The sequence below is a fragment of the Methanocella sp. genome (assembly GCF_035506375.1).
Lineage (GTDB): Archaea > Halobacteriota > Methanocellia > Methanocellales > Methanocellaceae > Methanocella.
The window spans coordinates 1-17,867 of sequence record NZ_DATJPM010000002.1 but is presented as its reverse complement, the minus strand read 5'-3'; the positions used below and the strand labels follow the sequence as shown (position 1 = coordinate 17,867).

At 57.4% G+C, this 17,867-nt stretch carries 21 protein-coding genes; 17 read left to right on the top strand and 4 right to left on the bottom strand.

What is annotated here, in order from left to right:
* The first annotated feature begins 108 nt into the window (after window positions 1-108).
* The 5 genes from VMC84_RS00200 to VMC84_RS00180 all read left to right on the top strand — a co-directional run bounded on the left by VMC84_RS00200 (window position 109) and on the right by VMC84_RS00180 (window position 3,113).
* On the top strand, window positions 109-666 hold the full coding sequence (locus VMC84_RS00200; protein WP_325376961.1) for a CBS domain-containing protein: 558 nt from the start codon (window positions 109-111) through the stop codon (window positions 664-666).
* Window positions 667-747: 81 nt separating this feature from the next.
* Window positions 748-897 carry a hypothetical protein gene (locus VMC84_RS00195; protein ID WP_325376959.1) on the top strand — a complete coding sequence of 50 codons (150 nt, stop codon included), beginning with the start codon at window positions 748-750 and terminating at the stop codon, window positions 895-897.
* Window positions 898-1,013: 116 nt separating this feature from the next.
* Window positions 1,014-1,226, top strand: coding sequence for a histone family protein (locus VMC84_RS00190; RefSeq protein ID WP_325376957.1), 213 nt, complete (start codon window positions 1,014-1,016; stop codon window positions 1,224-1,226).
* 88 nt (window positions 1,227-1,314) lie between these two features.
* Window positions 1,315-1,923: an Lrp/AsnC family transcriptional regulator gene (locus tag VMC84_RS00185; RefSeq protein ID WP_325376955.1), complete on the top strand. Its 609-nt coding sequence runs from the start codon at window positions 1,315-1,317 to the stop codon at window positions 1,921-1,923.
* Window positions 1,920-3,113, top strand: coding sequence for an aminotransferase class I/II-fold pyridoxal phosphate-dependent enzyme (locus tag VMC84_RS00180; RefSeq protein WP_325376953.1), 1,194 nt, complete (start codon window positions 1,920-1,922; stop codon window positions 3,111-3,113). Before VMC84_RS00185 ends, VMC84_RS00180 begins: the two co-directional genes overlap by 4 nt.
* A 70-nt stretch (window positions 3,114-3,183) precedes the next feature.
* On the opposite strand, the gene VMC84_RS00175 is transcribed toward VMC84_RS00180, so the two are convergent.
* Window positions 3,184-4,521, bottom strand: a complete 1,338-nt coding sequence (locus VMC84_RS00175) for a chromosome condensation regulator RCC1 (protein WP_325376951.1) — start codon at window positions 4,519-4,521, stop codon at window positions 3,184-3,186.
* Between the two features lie 188 nt (window positions 4,522-4,709).
* Between VMC84_RS00175 and asnS the strand changes: the two genes are divergently transcribed.
* The 3 genes from asnS (at window position 4,710) to VMC84_RS00160 (ending at window position 7,820) form a co-directional block, all read left to right on the top strand.
* Window positions 4,710-6,005, top strand: a complete 1,296-nt coding sequence (gene asnS / locus VMC84_RS00170) for an asparagine--tRNA ligase (protein WP_325376949.1) — start codon at window positions 4,710-4,712, stop codon at window positions 6,003-6,005.
* Between the two features lie 126 nt (window positions 6,006-6,131).
* The gene (locus VMC84_RS00165; protein ID WP_325376947.1) at window positions 6,132-6,296 is read left to right on the top strand and encodes a hypothetical protein; all 165 of its coding nucleotides are present in this window, start codon (window positions 6,132-6,134) and stop codon (window positions 6,294-6,296) included.
* A 219-nt stretch (window positions 6,297-6,515) separates the two neighbouring features.
* Window positions 6,516-7,820 (top strand): glycosyltransferase family 4 protein, encoded by a 1,305-nt coding sequence (locus tag VMC84_RS00160; protein ID WP_325376945.1) that lies wholly within the window; start codon window positions 6,516-6,518, stop codon window positions 7,818-7,820.
* Here the strand turns inward: VMC84_RS00160 and VMC84_RS00155 are convergent, their stop codons facing one another.
* On the bottom strand, window positions 7,821-9,581 hold the full coding sequence (locus VMC84_RS00155; protein WP_325376943.1) for a glycoside hydrolase family 15 protein: 1,761 nt from the start codon (window positions 9,579-9,581) through the stop codon (window positions 7,821-7,823).
* 44 nt (window positions 9,582-9,625) lie between these two features.
* On the bottom strand, window positions 9,626-10,285 hold the full coding sequence (locus tag VMC84_RS00150) for an HAD family hydrolase (protein ID WP_325376941.1): 660 nt from the start codon (window positions 10,283-10,285) through the stop codon (window positions 9,626-9,628).
* 137 nt (window positions 10,286-10,422) lie between these two features.
* Here VMC84_RS00150 and VMC84_RS00145 point away from each other — a divergent pair, with 137 nt between their 5' ends.
* From VMC84_RS00145 to VMC84_RS00110, 8 genes are all read left to right on the top strand, one after another.
* Window positions 10,423-12,330: an NADH-quinone oxidoreductase subunit L gene (locus tag VMC84_RS00145; RefSeq protein ID WP_325376939.1), complete on the top strand. Its 1,908-nt coding sequence runs from the start codon at window positions 10,423-10,425 to the stop codon at window positions 12,328-12,330.
* Between the two features lies 1 nt (window position 12,331).
* Window positions 12,332-13,228: a complex I subunit 1 family protein gene (locus VMC84_RS00140; protein ID WP_325376937.1), complete on the top strand. Its 897-nt coding sequence runs from the start codon at window positions 12,332-12,334 to the stop codon at window positions 13,226-13,228.
* Window positions 13,225-13,695 carry an NADH-quinone oxidoreductase subunit B family protein gene (locus VMC84_RS00135; RefSeq protein ID WP_325376935.1) on the top strand — a complete coding sequence of 157 codons (471 nt, stop codon included), beginning with the start codon at window positions 13,225-13,227 and terminating at the stop codon, window positions 13,693-13,695. Before VMC84_RS00140 ends, VMC84_RS00135 begins: the two co-directional genes overlap by 4 nt.
* Complete coding sequence (locus tag VMC84_RS00130; RefSeq protein ID WP_325376933.1) at window positions 13,695-14,030, top strand: NADH-quinone oxidoreductase subunit C; 336 nt, start codon at window positions 13,695-13,697, stop codon at window positions 14,028-14,030. The genes VMC84_RS00135 and VMC84_RS00130 overlap by 1 nt, the downstream gene beginning before the upstream one ends.
* 1 nt (window position 14,031) lies before the next feature.
* On the top strand, window positions 14,032-15,114 hold the full coding sequence (locus VMC84_RS00125) for a nickel-dependent hydrogenase large subunit (RefSeq protein ID WP_325376931.1): 1,083 nt from the start codon (window positions 14,032-14,034) through the stop codon (window positions 15,112-15,114).
* Window positions 15,115-15,119: 5 nt separating this feature from the next.
* Complete coding sequence (locus tag VMC84_RS00120; protein WP_325376930.1) at window positions 15,120-15,557, top strand: 4Fe-4S dicluster domain-containing protein; 438 nt, start codon at window positions 15,120-15,122, stop codon at window positions 15,555-15,557.
* A gap of 142 nt (window positions 15,558-15,699) precedes the next feature.
* Window positions 15,700-16,038, top strand: a complete 339-nt coding sequence (locus VMC84_RS00115) for a hypothetical protein (RefSeq protein WP_325376928.1) — start codon at window positions 15,700-15,702, stop codon at window positions 16,036-16,038.
* A gap of 176 nt (window positions 16,039-16,214) precedes the next feature.
* A complete protein-coding gene (locus VMC84_RS00110; RefSeq protein WP_325376926.1) occupies window positions 16,215-16,895 on the top strand; it encodes a response regulator in 681 nt (226 codons plus the stop codon).
* Here the strand turns inward: VMC84_RS00110 and VMC84_RS00105 are convergent.
* Window positions 16,892-17,290 (bottom strand): pyridoxamine 5'-phosphate oxidase family protein, encoded by a 399-nt coding sequence (locus VMC84_RS00105; protein WP_325376924.1) that lies wholly within the window; start codon window positions 17,288-17,290, stop codon window positions 16,892-16,894. The genes VMC84_RS00110 and VMC84_RS00105 overlap by 4 nt on opposite strands.
* A gap of 97 nt (window positions 17,291-17,387) precedes the next feature.
* Between VMC84_RS00105 and VMC84_RS00100 the strand changes: the two genes are divergently transcribed.
* Window positions 17,388-17,705 (top strand): hypothetical protein, encoded by a 318-nt coding sequence (locus tag VMC84_RS00100; protein ID WP_325376922.1) that lies wholly within the window; start codon window positions 17,388-17,390, stop codon window positions 17,703-17,705.
* The last annotated feature ends 162 nt before the right edge of the window (window positions 17,706-17,867 follow it).

Below are 17,867 nucleotides of genomic sequence, written 5' to 3'. Positions count from 1 at the left end.
CTATTTAAATAGCGAAAAATCGCTGTATAATGGCTTACTCGCTAAGCTCTCAGTTTTATGCGCCCCATGCATAAATTATAAATAACAAACGCTTAAGTTTAGGTATTAATGGAACTTCCCACGCCGGAGAGCATCAAGAAGAGGCGCATAAAGCTGGGCCTGACGCAGAGCGAGCTCGCGGGCCGCGCGAGCGTGAGCCAGCCGCTGATCGCCCGCATCGAGTCGGGTGACGTGGACCCGAGGCTTTCCACGATAAGAAGCATCATGACGGCGCTGGACGACATGGAGAAGTCCCGCATCACCGCGAAAGACCTGATGACGTCGCCGGTGATCTCGCTTTCCCCCGACGACTCGGTGGACCAGGCCGTCAAGATCATGGAGAAGTACGGCTTTTCGCAATTGCCCGTCCTGGAGAATGGCGTGCCTATCGGGAGCATCTCCGAGAGCGCGCTGGTGCAGGCCATGGGCAGCCGGGACATCGACAGGATAAGTAACGCCCGCGTGCGGGAGCTAATGGAGGACTCGTTCCCGGCGGTGGCCCCCGGCACGGACATGGGCACGATTTCGGCTTTGCTTGACACCAACCACGCCGTCCTGGTCATGGGGTTGGGCAAGGTCGTGGGCGTTATTACGAAATATAATATTATGCAGCTCCTTAATAAATAAGCGATCTTAACATTACTTTCTCTGCGCGCGCTACTTTACCTTATATTAGATAAGCCCCTCCATGGATTTGAGGTCAGGATCATGGATACGAGGGAGTGCGCGAAGGCCGACTGCCCCTATCGATTTTCAGGGCTGAGCGCGAGCGGCAAACGGACGGGCCTGTGCAGCATGCCGAAGCCGCTGATGGGCATAGGCTGCCCCGGCCTCGCCAGGAAATTTAAAGCCCAATAAAGCCGTATTTTTTAGATTAAGCGTAAAATATGCCCAATTATTGGATAATTTGCACAAAAAATCAAAACGTTTATTATGTTTCGTGAAGTTATGTAAACGAAGAAGAGGTTATCGCTATGACAGAAATTTCTAAGGCACCCATCGCCCGGCTTTTAAGCCAGGCGGGCGGGAACAGGATCTCCGCCGAGGCGGTCGATGAGATGGTGAAGTATACCGAGGATTATGTGTTGAAGATCGGGTCCGAGGCCAGCAAGCTCTGCGTGCACGCGGGCCGCAAGACCATTAAAGCCGATGACATCAAGCTCGCCGTCGACAGGCTCAAGCTCTAAGCGGCGTCCGATAATACTGATATTCATTATTATAAATAGTCCGTTAATACGATAAAAACGCCATTGCCCATTTTTATAAGTTCCTCTGTTGCACCGGACTTCAACAGCCTGTGGAAACGTTAAGCTTTTAAAGGTATATACCCATCATACAAGTCCGACAACGGGGTTTATTTCAATGGCCACATCAAAAGTCAGGAAGGGCTCGTCCGACGAGTCCATGCGCGAGGTTTTAGAGCTGCTCGAGAACGATTCGAGGCTCACGGCCAAAGAGATAGCGGAGCAGACTGGCCTCAAGGAAAAGGACGTGCAGCGCTTCATCAAGGAGATGGAGGCCCGCGGCATCATCCGGCACTACAAGACGATCATCGACTGGGAGAAGTTCGGCGACGACTCGGTCTACGCCATCATCGAAGTCCAGCTGAACCCGGAGCGCAACGTGGGGTACGACGCCGTCGCCGAGCGCATCTCGAAGTTCCCCGAAGTCGTCACATGCATGCTGGTCTCGGGCGACCACGACCTGCACCTGGTAATAAAAGGCAAGACCATGAAGGATGTAGCCTTCTTCGTGGCCGAGAAGATCGCCCCCCTTAACCAGGTCACCCACACCGCCACCCACTTCATGCTCAGGAGCTACAAGCGGGAAGGCGACATCATGTTCGAGAAGGAAGAGGACAGCAGGCTGGTCATCCACCCATGAAGATCGCAAAAAAGGTCATCGAGCTACCCCCCTCGGGCATACGCAAGTACTTCGACATCGCCGCCACCATCGAGGACGTCATTTCCTTAGGCGTCGGCGAGCCCGACTTTATCACGCCGTGGCGAGTCAGAGAGGCGTCCATCTACGGCATGGAGAAGGGCAGGACCACTTATACATCGAACTGGGGCCTCATGGAGCTGAGGGAGCTCATCTCGAAGTACACGCTCGAGGGCTCCGGCGGCGACTATAGCCCGAACAACGAGATCTTAGTGACGACGGGCGTCAGCGAGGGCATCGACCTGGCCGTCCGGGCCATCACGGACCCGGGCGACGAGATCCTGGTCGTGGAGCCCAGCTATGTGTCCTACAAGCCGTGCGTCATCATGGCCGGCGGGAAGCCGGTGCCGGTGAGCACCTCCGAGGAGAACGACTTCAAGGTCCGCCGGGAGGACATCGAGAAAAAAATAACCCGGAAGACCACGGCCATCATCATGAACTATCCCAATAACCCGACGGGCTCGATCATGACCCGGAAGGACCTGGAAGAGATCGCCGACGTCGCCATCGAGCACGACCTGATGGTCCTCACGGACGAGGTGTACGATAAGCTGACCTACGACGGCAGGCACGCCTCCATCGCCAGTCTCAACGGCATGCGGGACAACACCGTGCTGCTCAACGGCTTCAGCAAGGCGTTCGCCATGACCGGCTGGAGACTGGGCTACGCCTGCGGCAACTCGGACATAATCGAGGCGATGATGAAGATCCACCAGTACACCATGCTCTGCGCGCCGATCAACGCGCAGCTGGGCGCCATCGAGGCGCTGAAGAACGGCCAGGGCGACATGCAGGACATGGTCAAGGAGTACGACCGCCGGCGCCGCGTCATCGTGCGGGGCTTCAACGCTCTTGGCATGGACTGCTTCGAGCCTAAAGGGGCCTTCTACTCTTTCCCGTCCATCAAGGCGACGGGCCTCTCGTCCGAAGAATTTTCAGAGCGGCTGCTGTACGAGCAGGGTGTCGTCACCGTGCCCGGCAGCGTATTCGGAGAGGCGGGCATGGGGCACCTGCGGTGCTCCTACTGCTCGTCCATGGAGGATATCAAGGAGGCTCTGGCCCGTATCGGGCGGTTTATGGACACGCTGATGCTGGAAAAGCCCCCGGCCATAAAGAAACGTATTAAGCGCTGACCATGCTCGAGACCGCCGATATGCCGTACCCGACGGTCGTGGTGAGGCCGAAAATAAAATAAGATAACTATTACTTTTTACCGGGAGCATTTCGCCTGGTCCTGAGCAGCATCAGGCACGCCGCCACTACGATCACCGCGATGACAGCGAGCAGGCCGATGGCACCATAGAGCATATAGTTCGGCCCGTTCTCGGCCGTGGGCTGAGGCGAGGCCGCGATGATCGGCGTCGGCGTCGGGGACGGCGGTATCTGGGACGGCATGAGCACGAGCACTGGCGACGCCGTGGAAGCGCTCCGATTACCAATCTGGCCTTCGGCGTTCGAGCCCCAGGCCCAGACGCTGCCGTCGCTCTTCAGGGCGAGCGTATGGTACATGCCCGCATCGATCGCCACGACGTCGTCAAGGCCGCTCACCATGACGGGAGAGGTCATGTCGGCCCCGCCCGGGATGCCTGTGCCTAGCTGGCCGTCCGTGTTGCTGCCCCACGTCCAGACCGTGCCGTTATCGGCCAGCGCCACGGAGTACGAGCCGCCGGATGCCACGGACTTCATGTCGGACAGGCCCCGGACGATGTCGGGATTATAGGAGTCCGATTCCGTCCCCGCGTAGACCCGGCCCTGGTCGTTCAGGCTCGTGCCGCCCATGCCCAGCTGGCCGTAATAGTTGTAGCCCCAGGCCCAGACATTCCCGTCCTCCAGGACGGCCAGCGCGTGCATATCGCCGGCATCGAGCGATTTCGTATTATATATCTTCGAGCGGACGGGCGTAAAGCGGCTTTCCGTGGTGCCGTCGCCCAGGACGCCATGCCGGTTATCGCCCCAGGCCCACGCCGTGCCATCTGCCTGCACCGCAAAGCAGTGTGAGCTTCCGGCTGAGATGGATTTAATGTTGCTCAGGCTGTTCACCGGTATGGGCACGTTCGTGCCCTCATAGTTTATCGATCCCTCGCCCACCTGACCATAAGAGTTCGAGCCCCAGGCCCACACCGTGCCATCGCTTTTTAGCGCCAGGCTTACGTCCTTGCCCGCGGAGATGGCCGTGATCCCGCGCAGGCCTTCGACTTGAACAGGTGCCAGGCTATCGTTATATGAGCCGTCGCCCAGCTGGCCGTACTTGTTATCGCCCCAGGCCCACACCGTGCCATCGCTTTTTAGCGCCAGTACGTGGCCGTATCCCGCCGCGATCTGGCGCACGGTCGCGATGTCGACCTTTTGCGGTACCAGCAGGTCGACGCCTTCGCCCGCATAGCCCCACTGCCAGACGGAGCCGTCGTCAAGCAGCGCGACGGAGGTAGTATTCGAGGCCGCGATGGACACGGCCGCGGGAGACCAGGCCGCCGCGGGCGGCAGGAGAATGAGCAATGGGGCGCTTGCCAGAATGAGCGTGATGAGCCGGAGACCCCTCATGATACCACGATAGGAAGTTATGCCTGAGGATATAAATAGATTATATCATTATTCCATAACGCCGCGAAAAATGGTGATAAGCATCCTTAGACGGCACAACGGGATTGAGATTAAAGGCTATGACAGTGGGTGTCTCGCTAAAGCTTTTTGATAAATGACGCCATAATACGTGCCAGAAGATGAGCCCTATGTACGCAAGGATAAAGGACGTGCTTTCCGGCAGGTTCGCCGACGGCGAAGAGGTCGAAGTCGGCGGATGGGTCGTCAAGAACCGCTCCAGCGGCAAGATCGTTTTTACTCTCATACGGGATGCTACCGGCGAGATGCAGGTGACCACCCGCAAGGGCAACGTCTGCGACGCGGCGCTCGCCGTCGCCGACGCGCTATCCCTGGAATGCTCCGTAATCGTCAAGGGCAAGGTCCGCACGGACCCGCGCGCCCCCGGCGGCAAGGAGCTTTCCGTCACCGACATTAAGCTGATCGGCGCCTCGCAGGACTACCCTATCTTCGGCGAGGAGGAGCACAACCCCGAAGTGCTGCTGGACCTGAGGCACCTGGATGTCAGGAGTAAGGAGCTCGTCGCCGTCATGAAGGTCAAGGACGCGGTGCTGAACGCGACCCGCGAGTGGTTCCGAAGCAACGGCTTCTACGAGGTCACGCCGCCTATCATCATATCGAGCGCCTGCGAGGGCGGCTCCACCCTGTTCGAGCTCAAGTATTTCGAGGATAAGGCCTACCTGTCCCAGAGCGCCCAGCTGTACCTCGAGTCGCTCATCTTCGGCCTTGAAAAAGTATACTCGATCACGCCCTCATTCCGGGCGGAAAAGTCCCGTACCACGCGGCATCTGGCGGAGTACTGGCACATCGAGGGCGAGATGGCCTGGATGGGATTGTACGAGATGATCGACATGCTTGAGCGGCTTGTCTGCCACGTGTGCAATAAGGTCGGCGAAGAGCGGGCCGAAGAGATCAGGCTCGCCGGGGGCGACCCGGAGTACTTCAAGAGCCTGAAGGCCCCGTTCCCGAGGATCACATACGACGAGGCCGTAAAGATCCTGCAGGCGGACGGATATGAGTTCAAGCCCGGCGACGACTTCGGCACCCATGAGGAAAGGCAGCTCTCGACGCATTATGATAAGCCCTTATTTATTACTGAGTACCCCGCCGATGTGAAGGCCTTCTACATGAAGGACGCCGGCAGCGGTAAAGTCCTGAACGTCGACATGATCGCCCCGAAGGGGTTCGGCGAGATCATCGGGGCCAGCGAGAGGGAGACCGATTTAAAGATACTGGAGGAGCGTATCCGGAAGCAGGGCGAGGACCCGGCGAAGTATGCCTGGTACCTCGACCTGAGGCGCTACGGCTCGGTCCCGCATTCCGGCTTCGGCATGGGCACGGAACGCCTGGTCCGCTGGATCTGCAGCCTGGAGCACATCCGGGACACGATCCCGTACCCGAGGACCATCAGCCGGTCGTACCCGTAGGCCTGCAGACAGGCATTTCCCGGCTTAAGCCCACTTTACAAGCTTCACGGACTTAATAATGTAAGAGATATTAAATATTCAACAAAGCCCTGAACCAGAAAATATTTACGCGCAAGGCGCCCGTACTTGTTTAGTGAAGCATTAATGGCCTACGACAGGAAAACGAACCGGGAAGCTGTGAAGGCGTACTCCCATCCGGGCGTGTCAGAGTACATACCGCGCAATAAAGAGAAGAAGATCGCGAAGCCCTCGCTCGTCTCTAGGTTAAAAAGGTTCCTCCGGCTGAGTTGACGCTTTTTGAATAATCGGATACCGTCGGCTCATTTTAGCGTTTTTAAGCTCCCCGGCGGCCGGGTGGGGATTGCTTTAGAGCTGTAATGGCTAAATGAGCAAAAATTTTTACATTTATTAATTATAATGGCATATTAATGCTTTTAATGTAAATCAGAGTATTTTTTCCAGGTTTTTATTCGACTAACCTTTTTGGCCCGTAGTTCGAGAATCGTATTTATGAAAATTTGTGTCGTATCCCAGTCGTTTTACCCGTACATCGGAGGCGTGACCCGGTACCTGCAGTCGCTGGGCAGGAAACTGACCGCCCGGGGGGATGAGATGGTGGTCGTACACCTGCGGTCCTCCGACATGCCCGAGTACGAGGTCATAGACGGGGTCCGGGTATATCGCATGTCGGGTGACGAGGGCATACAGGAATCCATCGACGGCTACTTCCGCTTTAAGGAGCTCATCATCGACGTGACCCACGGCCGGAAGATGGCTCCGCTGGAGGACCGGTTCGACTATGGGTATTCCGAATACTTAGGCTTTAATCTCAACATGTACGAGAAAGTGCGGCAGGTCTACGATATCGAGAAGTTCGATATGCTCCACGTGCACGACTTCCAGGTGATGCCGCTCGCGTTCTTAATAAAAGGGGATATCGACGTGCCCGCCATCTTTACCTGGCACATACCGTTCACGGTGGATACGCCGCCGGAGTGGCGGGAGTTCCTGGCGAGGTATATGCGCTATTACGACCATGTCATCTTCTCCACGGACGAGTACGTGCGCACGGCCGTTGAAAGCGGCCTGAGCCCGGGTAAGGTCTGCAAGATCAACCCGTTCATCGACACGGACGAGTTCGTCTTAGACGGGGATAACGACTTCCGCGAGAAATATAATATCCCTGTGAACGATAATATCGTGCTCTGCGTGTCCCGTATCGACCCCCGTAAAGGGCAGGAATACCTCATCGAGGCCATGGTGGAAGTCGTTAAGAAACACCCCGGCACGACGTGCATCTTTATCGGGAACGGCTCGCTGACGAAAAAATTCATCGGCCGCACAAACCGGCTCGAAGAGCTGGAGGCGATGGTCCATGAGCGGGGGCTCGATAACAGGGTGCAGTTCCTGGGCAAGGTGAGCCAGGACGACCTGATGAAGGCGTACGACGCCTGCGACATGCTCGTCCAGCCCTCCATCAACGAGGGCTTCGGCCTGGTCATTTCGGAGGCCATGTGCTTCAGCAAGCCGGTCATCGGCTCCAACGTGGGCGGCATACCCGAGCAGATCACCGACGGCTATAACGGGCTCCTTTTTAAGCCGAAGGACCATATGGCGCTGGCGGGCCACATCGATAAGCTCATCGAGACACCGGCGCTGCGAAAGCTGATGGGCGAGCGGGGCAGGCAGCTTGCCTGCGGGCGCTTCTGCGTGGACCGGGGCTTCAAGGAGCACTGCGAGATCTACGATAAGATCTGCCTGCAGAAGCGTTTCAAGGAAGGCATAGGCACCGAAGAGTCGATCATCACCGACTGATCATTCTTTTCCCATGAGGTAGTTCACGGATTTTATGAACTCCTCGTGGGAGAAGGACTGCGGTATGTTGCCCACGAGCCGCTGGTAGTACATGTCGTACTCTTCGGCGAAGAGCCCGAGATCGCTGGACGCGTACCGGGCCGCCCTGTTGATTATATCCAGGGCGTTGACGACCTTGCCCCGCTTCATCATGACCTGGGCCAGCCATAGCGAGGAAAGCATGAAGGCGTTCGGCTCCTCGGCGAACCGCTTGAGCAGGCCGCCCGCGCCGAGGTTGTCTGTGATGCTCTTGACGGCCATGCGCACCATGGTGTCCTCGACGGGCAGCAGATTCATAAGCGGAATGGCGAGGACGGAGGCATCGTATGCATCGTCCTCGTACGCCCTTTTGAAGCACTTGCGCTTTTCGGACCACCCGTTCTTGATGATGTCGACCTTGACCTTTTCGGCCTCCAGGCCCCACTTGCTGGACAGATGCCGCTTTTCCACGAGCGTCGCCAGGCGGGCACCGTATTCCAGCGCTGCCCAGCACATCGTCTTGCTGTGGACATAATCCATGTAGGGGCGGCGTAACTCCCAGATGCCGGCGTCCTTCTCCCGCCAGTGCCCGGCCACGTACTCCACGATCCGCTGTATCTTGGGAAAGTTTTCTTCCACGTATCCCCCGCAGCCCGAATACTTATTTAGCGTATATATTGCGTGGATGACCTCCCCCTCCAGGTCGTTCTGCTTCTGGCCGACGGCCTTATTCCCGATGCGCACGGGCCGGCTGTTTCCGAAGCCGACGAGCGTGTCGATGTCCGCCTCGTCTGTGCCCTTGAGGTCGCCGTAGATGGATACGAGGGGGTACGGGTAAGGCTTGCCCTCCGCCTGAACGATGCCCAGGAGGAAGTCGATGATCTGCCGCGAGTCCTCGAACAGACCCGCCAGCGCCAGCGCCTCGGCGCTGTAAGCCCCGTCCCGGACCCAGCAGAAGCGGTAGTCCCAGTTCTTGTCCTCGCCCACGATCTCGGGGAACGACGTGGTGGGTGCCGCCAGGATGGCGCCGCTTTTATCGTACGTGAGGAGCTTCAGCACCAGCAGCGAGCGCATATAATAATAGTGCATCCGCGGGTTCAGGTCGAATACGGGAAAAGCGCAGGCCGTATAGTTCCTCCAGAACTTGAGATCGGCCTGGTACTCGCGCTCGTGGCTCGAGTTATCGGCCGCTTTCCGGGCCTCGTCGGGCGTGGAGCCGTATGTGAGCAGGAGCGGTATGGTCATGGGCGGCTGGATGTCGAAGGTTATGCTTTTTTTCTTAAACGTAGCCCGCTCGAGGGACGTGATCATAAGCGCCTGCCCGGGGCCGCAGATCATCAGGCCGTTGTCCAGGACGCTCACCTTCGGCTTCGCGCGATTGTAGTCCGGCCGCGGGTCGACGTCTATCGTCAGCCTGAAGGGGTCCGGGCCGGAGATGCCCAGTATTCGCCAGAGCTTGTGCTTGCCGAAGGGCATGAAGTCGATGGCCCGCACCGTGTCGGCGCCAACGCGGCTGGTGGTCTCCAGCAGGTTCGTGTCCTCGAGATAGCGCTGCTCGCCCACCTCGAAGGGCGTGCCCGTGCCGTCCTGGTCGTAGGAGAGCGTGATCGAGCCCCCGTTAATGTTGTCAAGCGCCCGGGCGAACATCGTCGGAGAGTCGAAGGCGGGCAGGCAGAGCCAGTCGAGCGAGCTGAAGACGCTGATGAAGGCGCAGGTCTCACCGTTGCCGACGATGCCGTACATAGAATCAGATTCGCGCCCTCATTATAAAATCATTATATGGGCATTTAGCGGCCGATGTACTCGATGAACTCCTGAAGGCCCTTGCCATAGCTCTGGCGGCACACGTAATCGGCCGTCGCCTTCATCTCGGGGATGGCGTTCGAGACCGCTCCCAGCAGAACACAGGAGTCCCTGAAGGCCACGTCGTTCTGGGCATCGCCGATGGCCGCCGTCTCGCTTAGCTGTACGCCGTACATGCGCGCCAGCCACGCGGCGCCGGAAGACTTGGAGATCCCGGCGGGCAATATCATGAGCGAATCCACGTTCCGGATGACGTGAAAGGCGCCATCGAGGCCCGAGAGCGCCTTACAGAGCTGCGGCTGGTATCGCGCCTCCACGGCGACGATGACCTCGCCCTGGCCATAGGGCACGCCGAGCTGCTTTAGCCTGCCCAGTAGCTCGCCTCGCCGGGCAGAATCTCCGAGCACGCACTTTTTGCCTTTAAAATGCCCTATGCAGCCGTTCTCGGCCACGAAGGAGTCGAGCAGGCCGTCCAGCTCACGGCAGAATTCGAGTAAAAAGCCGTAATTCCGGCCCGAGACGATGGAAAACCGGATTCCTTTCGCCCCGATGAGGCCGATGGCCTCTTTTAATTCGGGCGCCACGGACAGGCTCTCGTCGGTGAACGTCCGGTCAAAATCGCTTATAACGAGCTTGATGGCCATTACTTTCAGCTACGGCGGACGCGCTTAAAAAGTTTTTCAAATTTACAGGCACGTAGCCTCTATTTTGTTGCAGGGAAGCGTGCCATTGGTTATAAATATAATGATTTACAATTATATTCTACACGCCTGGTGACTCTATGGATGTTTCACTTCTATTATTACTAATGACGATGGTGCCTGCATTATTAGGCATCGTCTGCTACCTGATACCGGGCTACGAGCTGAAGAAATACGTGGTCATCCTCTGCTCCCTCGTCCTCACGGTAGCTTCTCTATTGCTGTTGTACGGCGGACAGCAAACCCTGACCGCCGAATCCATCGGGCTGGGAGGCTTCAGCGTCCCGCTGTCGCCGATCATCCTGGTACTCGACTTTCTGCTGCTACTGACGTTCATTTACTTCGGTATCAAGGATAAAGAGTATAAGGCCGTACTCCTGGCCATATTACAGTTGATACCGCTCGCCTATTTCGAGTTCATTATGCCTAAAACGGCCCATGCCGGGGGCGTCACATTCGTCGTGGATAACCTGGCCATCGTCATGTGCCTCATCGTGTCCATCATCGGCTCGCTCATCCTCATATACTCCATCGGCTACATGAAGGGCGATAAGCGTGTCAGCCCCTTTTTCCTGGTCATGATGGTCTTCCTTGGAGATATGAACGCGCTGATCTTCGCGAACGACCTGACCTGGATGTTCTTCTTCTGGGAGGTCACGACGCTCTGCTCGTTCCTCTTAATAAGACACTATCACGATGACGCTTCCATAAAGGCGTCCGACCGGGCGCTGTGGATGAACCTGCTGGGCGGCGTTTCGCTGATATGCGGCATCCTGCTCATCGAGGCGTCCTACGGGACCACGTTCCTGTCGGAGCTGACCGGCATGAAGGCCGGCCTGCCGGGCTTCCTGTCGTTCCTGCCGGCGGCTGCGATCGCTCTCCCGTTCGCATTCATGGCCTTCGGCGCTTTCACCAAGTCGGCGCTCATGCCCTTTAACTCGTGGCTGACGGGCGCCATGGTGGCCCCCACGCCCGTATCGGCATTACTCCACTCGTCCACGATGGTGAACGCGGGAGTTTACCTCCTGATCCGGATCGCTCCGCTCATCGTGGGCAGCCTGCTCTCGACCATTATAGCGGTCATCGGCGGCTTCTCCTTCATGTTCTGCGCTTTTCTGGCGGTGAGCCAGACGGATACCAAGCGCATCCTGGCCTACTCGACCATCAGCTACCTCGGGCTCATCGCCATGTGTGCCGGCATCAACACGGGGCTCGCCCTGACGGCGGCCGTCGCGCTGCTGGTGTTCCACGCGGTCTCCAAAGGCCTGATGTTCTTATGCGTCGGCGAGGTACAGCACGAAACGGGCGCCCGGGACATTGATTCCATGGAGGGCCTCGTGAACCGCATGCCCCTGGTGGCCTACATCATGGTCATAGGCTTAATTTCGCTGATGGCCCCCCCGTTCGGCGTGTTCGTGGGCAAGTGGCTAGCCTTCCAGTCCGTGTCCACGTTCACGTCGATCAGCCTCTCGCTGGTGGACATATTCTTCATCATATTCGGCAGCATCTTCTCGGTCTTCTACTATTCCAGGTGGGCCGGAAAGCTGCTGGCGACCAAGCCCTTCGATGCTCCGAAGACATCGCACCACGACTGGTTCATGGAGCTGCCGCTCATCGTGCTGGTCCTGGGCGTCTTCGTGTCCGTGGCGCTGACCACGATCTTCTTCGATAAGCTCATTAATTTGCCGGCGGTCTATGGCATGGAGCCGTCGCAGCTCATCACGGGCTGGACCATCCAGAGCGCCATCGGCGGGTTCTCGCCCCTGGGCTTTTTGATCATATTCCTGATCATCATACTGGTCCCGTGGATCGCCATCCGCGTGCCGAAAACGGCGGTCACGCACACTTACGCCTGCGGCACCGGCGATGAGCCGGAGCTGGGCGGCGGCTTCTTCCAGAGCATGATAGGTGAGAGCGTAATCCTGAAGTACCTCGACCCCGTCGGCGTACTGCTGCTCGTGGCATTATTCATCGCGGCGGTGATCTAAAGTGGCGGACCCGCTCACCACCTATGGCATACCTCTCGTGCTGCTCGTGATTTCGCCGTTCATCGGCGGCCTTTTGATTGGCATCGACCGCAAGGTCACGGCCCGGATCCAGAACAGGGCGGGCCCGCCCATCGTTCAGCCGTTCTATGACGTGATAAAGCTCTTCGGCAAGGAGGACAAGGTCGTCAACAAGACGTACCTGGTCTTCGGGGTGGCGTACATGCTCACCGTCATCCTGAGCTTGACGCTCATGCTGTTCCAATACGATCTGCTTATCACCACGTTCATCTTCGGCCTGTCGTTCATATTTTTGGTGCTGGCCGGGTACAGCACGCGCTCCCAGTTCGGCTACGTCGGGGCGACCAGGGAACTTATGCAGATGCTGATCTACGAGCCGATACTACTGTTCGCCGTATTCCTCATAAGGCTCGTGACGGGGAGCTTCGAGATCGGCTCCATCTATACCGCGGCGCAGCCGCTCCTGTACACGCTGCCGCTGGCGCTGCTGGCCATTTTCATCATACTGCCGATCAAAGCCAGGAAGTCGCCCTTCGATATCTCGGACGCGCACCAGGAGATCGCCCAGGGGCCGGAGACGGAGTACTCGGGTAAATATTTAGGGCTCCTGTACGTTACGCACTTCTACGAGCTGTTCTTCATCCTCTGGTTCATCAGCCTGTTCTTCGTGAAGGACGCCGCCCTGGGAGGCCTTGTCGTACCGGGCTGGATCATGCAGATACTGCTTATGCTCATTGCCTACGTTTTCCTCATCATCACCGATAACTTGACGGCGAGGCTCAGGGTCGACCAGATGCTGAAGCAAGTATTCATAGTTGGAATGGCATTGCTGATAATTAACCTGATATATATCGTCATGACCGGGAAGTGGATCGCATGACTCTGACGGAGCTTTCAAGGAAAAAATCGCCCTGGGTCCTGCACGTGGGCAGCGGCGGATGCAACGGATGCGACCTGGAAATATTAGCGTGCCTGACGCCGAGGTACGACGTGAGCCGTTTCGGCGTGATGAGCACGGGCAACCCGAAGCACGCCGACATCATGCTCGTCGTCGGCCCCGTCACCATCAAATATAAGGACATCATCAAGAACCTGTACGACCAGATGCCCGACCCCAAGGCGGTCATCGCCGTCGGGACGTGCGCGAGCACGGGGGGCATCTACCAGGGATGCTACGGCCACTGCGGCGGAGTCGATAAGGTCATCCCCGTGGACGTCTACGTGCCCGGCTGCAACGTGCGGCCGGAGGCCGTGATCGACGGCCTGGTGCTGGCGCTGGACATACTGAATGAAAAGGAGAAGAAGCTTCTGGAAGAAAGAAAAGAGAAAGCGAAGGGGGCGGCTTAATGGAAGCGAAGACCGTCACCCAGGCCGAGCTCCAGGGCATCGTGAACGGCCTGAAGGCCCGGGACGCGAGGCTCATCACCATCGTCGGCGTGGACACCGGCGAGAACATCGAGGTAATATACTTCTTCCACACCGGCATCGGCCGGACAGAGAACTACCGGGTCGTCGTGCCGAAGGCCGGAGGCAACGAGGAGATCGAGAGCATAACGCCCATCATCCCCGCGGCGTACATCGCGGAGAATGAGCTGTGCGAGATGTTCGGCGTGCGCGTAAAAAACGTGCCCGGGCGGTTTTTCCTGCACCCGAGCATCAACGCCCCATTGAGGAGGAAATGACATGAGGACGAGCATACAGTTCGGCCCCCAGCACCCCGTCTGGATCGAGCCGCTGCGCCTGAAGCTTACCATGGATGGCGAGATCGTGAAGGGCGTGGATCTCGAGGCGGGCTATGTCCACAGGGGGCTCGAGAAAAAATTCGAATGGGACTATAATAAGGGCGCCTATCTATCGGAGCGCGTATGCGCTATCTGCACCCAGCACCACTCGACCTGCTACTGCCTGGCGGTCGAGGGCACGATGGCGGGCCTGGAACTGCCCCGCCGGGCGGCCATCATCAGGACGATCATGCTGGAGCTGGAGAGGCTCCATAGCCACTTTTTGGCCATCGGCCTGACGCTCGAGTCTATCGGCTTCGAGAATTTGTTCATGCTGTGCTTCCGGAACAGGGAGCAGGTGCTCGACGTGTTCGAGCGCACGACGGGCAACCGCGTGCTCCACGGCATCAACATCGTCGGCGGCGTCACCCGGAATATAGGCCCCGAAATGGGCAAGGAGATCCTCGATTTCTGCGACGATATCGAAAAGCGCGCCCGTGACCTGGAGAAGATGATCGTCAACAGCTACACGATCAAGGAGAGGATGCAGGGCGTCGGCGTCATGACCGAGAAGATGGCGAAGGAGCTTGGCGTCGTCGGGCCTGTGGCCCGAGGCAGTAATGTCCCCTACGACGTGAGACACGCTGCGCCCTACCTGCTATACAAGGAGGTCAAGGTCACGCCTATAGTTGAGAAGGACGGCGACTGCTGGGCCCGCTCTCTGGTAAGGGTCCGGGAGATCTTCCAGTCCATCGACCTCATCCGCCAGCTTGTACCGCTGCTGGAAGGCACGCCCGACGAGCTCTTCGCAAAGGCCAAGGCCATGCCCGAGGGCGAGAATTTCGCGAGGGTAGAGGCCCCGCGGGGCGAGCTGTTCTATTACGTCCGGGGCAAGAAGTCGAAGGAGCTGGACCGCGTCAAGATCCGGACATCGACGTACGGGAACGGCCTGGGCATCGCACCGCTCATCAAGGGCTCCTACCTGGCGGACGTCGGCCTCATCACGATAACGTTCGACCCGTGTATCGGGTGCTTTGACAGGTGATAACCATGCTGGACATACTCGAAAATATCCTTAAGAACGCCGTAAGCAAGCCTTATACGTCCAATTACCCGTTTACCCCGTACCAGCATTTCCCGGGAACGAGGGCGGACGTGACCTTTGATGGCACCAAGTGCATCCTGTGCCAGCTATGCCAGCGGTCGTGTCCTGCTGAGTGCATCATAATACACAAAGAGGAGACGACCATCGAATACCTGAACACTCAGTGTATCCGCTGCGGCACCTGTGTCCGGGTCTGCCCGACCAACGCCATCTCCCAGAACGAGGTGTACACTAAGCCCTCCCGAGAGCGTTTGACCATCTACACGCTGGTGACCAACGAGAACGCGCCCATTATCAAGAAGCGGAAGATGGAAGCGGCAAAAAAGGCGGCCGACGCCGAGGGCAAGCCCGTCCCGGATAAGCCCGAAGAAGCTAAAAAGTAACAATCGCTGACCATGGGGGCGGCTTATATCCTTTTTTATCAGTCCCCGATTTTTCTTTTAATAACGATTATAAACGCTACAGTTAAAAAATAACGTGGATTCGCATACTGCGCTACATTACGCTATAACATGGGGGTTTACGATGGTTGACTATAAGGCTAAAAAAGAAGAGCTGGCAAGCTCCATGGAGCAGTCCGCGAAGCGCGTCGAGGATACGGGCGCCCGGACGGCTGGAAAGGTGGCAGGATCGATCAGGAGCATGGCGGACAGCATCCGGGGCTTTAACGCGAACGAGTACAGGGACCGGATGATGGACACCGTAGACGACGTGCGCTCCGAGGTAGACAAGAACGTGGACAACGTGAAGACCGGCATACGGGACCACCCCTTCGAAAGCGTGGCCATCGCGGCCGGGGCCGGCATCCTCTTCGGAGCGATGGTCGCTCTGATGGGCCGGCGGACCATAAGGGAAAGGATGTAATCGGCCCCTTCCGGGCCCTTACACGGGCGTATAACTAAATGCCCATATGGGCATACGCCCGATTTAATTATATGACTTTTTGAATAAATGTGAAAGTATTAAGTATAAGATATTACTAATAGAATTCCACTTTCAGCATAACGTTTAGATAGTTTTAGACAAAAACAGGTATCGATATGGCAAGGACTCCGCACAAACTTATACTGGTCACCGACGACGAGCCCGATATAGTGGACGTAATATCCGGCAAGCTGGAGAATATCGGCTACCGTACGCTGAAGGCCTACAGCGGTGCCGAATGTATCGAGGCTGCCCGCAAGAGCCGCCCGGACCTGCTGTTCCTGGACATCCGCATGGAGCCCATGGACGGGTGGGAGGTGGCCAGCGTAATGAAAAAAGACTCGGAGCTCAAGGACATCCCCATCATCATGATCACGGGCGTGGAACTCGATCTCAAGGACATCATGAACCGGGCCCAGCTCATCGAGAACTACATCATGAAGTCCGACGCCAGCCTGGAAAAGCTGAGCGAGGCCGTCGAGGACGTGCTCACGGCGAAGACGGACGTCGAGCGCATCATGGACATGGCGAACAAGTCGGGCGTCCAGAAGGAGATGAGGACCGAGCTCAAGGACCGCTACATGCGGAAGTTCAGCCAGTACCGGACCATCAAGAAACTGTACGGCCTTTATTCCCTCGTCTACGATGATGATGTCGGGGAGCAGAAGGCCGTGATGCTGTCCTGCCTCAAGAAAGGGCTCGACCAGCAGGCCGACGACCTGTCGCGCATCGAGAAGATGCTCGTCGCCGCACAGCCCGTGAAAAGGAAAAAAAGAAACTCAAAAAAGAGATATTAAAGTATCTTTTTACCGGCTTCGGGGCCGGGCTTGACCATGAAGACGTCCGTGATCTTCATGACGATGGCCGTCTTCGGGTTAAGGTTCGGCTTCATGCCCTTGACCCACGTCACGTCGTCCTTGAAGACCTGATCGTTCGTGTGCAGTGCGACCGTCCCCTTGATCTGGAAGCCGCCCTTCTCGCTCCAGTAGGAGATAGCGATGCGCGGGTTCTCCTTCATGTTCGACAGGCTCTTCTGCATGAACTGGTCGGATAAGAGCATGGTCTCATCGTCCAGGATCTTGAACATGGTCATGGGGACGACGTTGGGCACGCCGGCCCGGGAGCAGGTCGCGAGGAAAATGGTTTTCACGCCCTGCATGGAATCCTTAACTTCTTGCGTCAGTTTGACCATTGATATCACCATTCGAATAATATTTCATAAGATAGTCATCGGCCCGAAGCATTAAGCTTTTCTTGCATCGAATGGTAATTATCACTGGAGAAATGCCATGAATAGGATAATCCTGAACGTCGTCGATAAGAAGACCGATTTCGCCAGGCGCGTCGTCATCGAGACGAGCATGCCCCTGCAGAGCTGCGATTTTATCACCATCGGCGAGGACACCATGTTCGACCGGGACACGGACTTCTTTACCTTCGGCTTCGACGTCGACACGGGAAGCCGCCAGCTGGCCATTGTCACCGGCGAGTTCCTGCCCAGGCCGGCGGTCGAGCTGATCGACGAAATTAAAAAGTCGCTCGAAGGCCGGTACGAGGTCATCGAGGATAAGGATGAGCAGCTATGGCTCAGGGAAAAGGTGCCGTGAAATACCTGTGTCAGATATACTTGTTTAAGACACGGAGTGTACGGAGGCACTATTTTTCACCACAAAGGCACGAAGAGCACGGAGGCCCACGGAGTTTTCTTTTTAGATTAAGTTACAAAGTACACAAAGCCGGTTCATTGGCGATCAGGGCACGAAGGATAC

Coding starts and splice junctions, on each gene's coding strand:
- VMC84_RS00200 (WP_325376961.1), top strand. CDS start 109: ATGGAACTTCCCACGCCGGAGAGCATCAAGAAGAGGCGCATAAAGCTG.
- VMC84_RS00195 (WP_325376959.1), top strand. CDS start 748: ATGGATACGAGGGAGTGCGCGAAGGCCGACTGCCCCTATCGATTTTCA.
- VMC84_RS00190 (WP_325376957.1), top strand. CDS start 1,014: ATGACAGAAATTTCTAAGGCACCCATCGCCCGGCTTTTAAGCCAGGCG.
- VMC84_RS00180 (WP_325376953.1), top strand. CDS start 1,920: ATGAAGATCGCAAAAAAGGTCATCGAGCTACCCCCCTCGGGCATACGC.
- VMC84_RS00175 (WP_325376951.1), bottom strand. CDS start 4,521: ATGAGGGGTCTCCGGCTCATCACGCTCATTCTGGCAAGCGCCCCATTG.
- asnS (WP_325376949.1), top strand. CDS start 4,710: ATGTACGCAAGGATAAAGGACGTGCTTTCCGGCAGGTTCGCCGACGGC.
- VMC84_RS00160 (WP_325376945.1), top strand. CDS start 6,516: ATGAAAATTTGTGTCGTATCCCAGTCGTTTTACCCGTACATCGGAGGC.
- VMC84_RS00155 (WP_325376943.1), bottom strand. CDS start 9,581: ATGTACGGCATCGTCGGCAACGGTGAGACCTGCGCCTTCATCAGCGTC.
- VMC84_RS00150 (WP_325376941.1), bottom strand. CDS start 10,285: ATGGCCATCAAGCTCGTTATAAGCGATTTTGACCGGACGTTCACCGAC.
- VMC84_RS00145 (WP_325376939.1), top strand. CDS start 10,423: ATGGATGTTTCACTTCTATTATTACTAATGACGATGGTGCCTGCATTA.
- VMC84_RS00135 (WP_325376935.1), top strand. CDS start 13,225: ATGACTCTGACGGAGCTTTCAAGGAAAAAATCGCCCTGGGTCCTGCAC.
- VMC84_RS00130 (WP_325376933.1), top strand. CDS start 13,695: ATGGAAGCGAAGACCGTCACCCAGGCCGAGCTCCAGGGCATCGTGAAC.
- VMC84_RS00125 (WP_325376931.1), top strand. CDS start 14,032: ATGAGGACGAGCATACAGTTCGGCCCCCAGCACCCCGTCTGGATCGAG.
- VMC84_RS00120 (WP_325376930.1), top strand. CDS start 15,120: ATGCTGGACATACTCGAAAATATCCTTAAGAACGCCGTAAGCAAGCCT.
- VMC84_RS00115 (WP_325376928.1), top strand. CDS start 15,700: ATGGTTGACTATAAGGCTAAAAAAGAAGAGCTGGCAAGCTCCATGGAG.
- VMC84_RS00110 (WP_325376926.1), top strand. CDS start 16,215: ATGGCAAGGACTCCGCACAAACTTATACTGGTCACCGACGACGAGCCC.
- VMC84_RS00105 (WP_325376924.1), bottom strand. CDS start 17,290: ATGGTCAAACTGACGCAAGAAGTTAAGGATTCCATGCAGGGCGTGAAA.
- VMC84_RS00100 (WP_325376922.1), top strand. CDS start 17,388: ATGAATAGGATAATCCTGAACGTCGTCGATAAGAAGACCGATTTCGCC.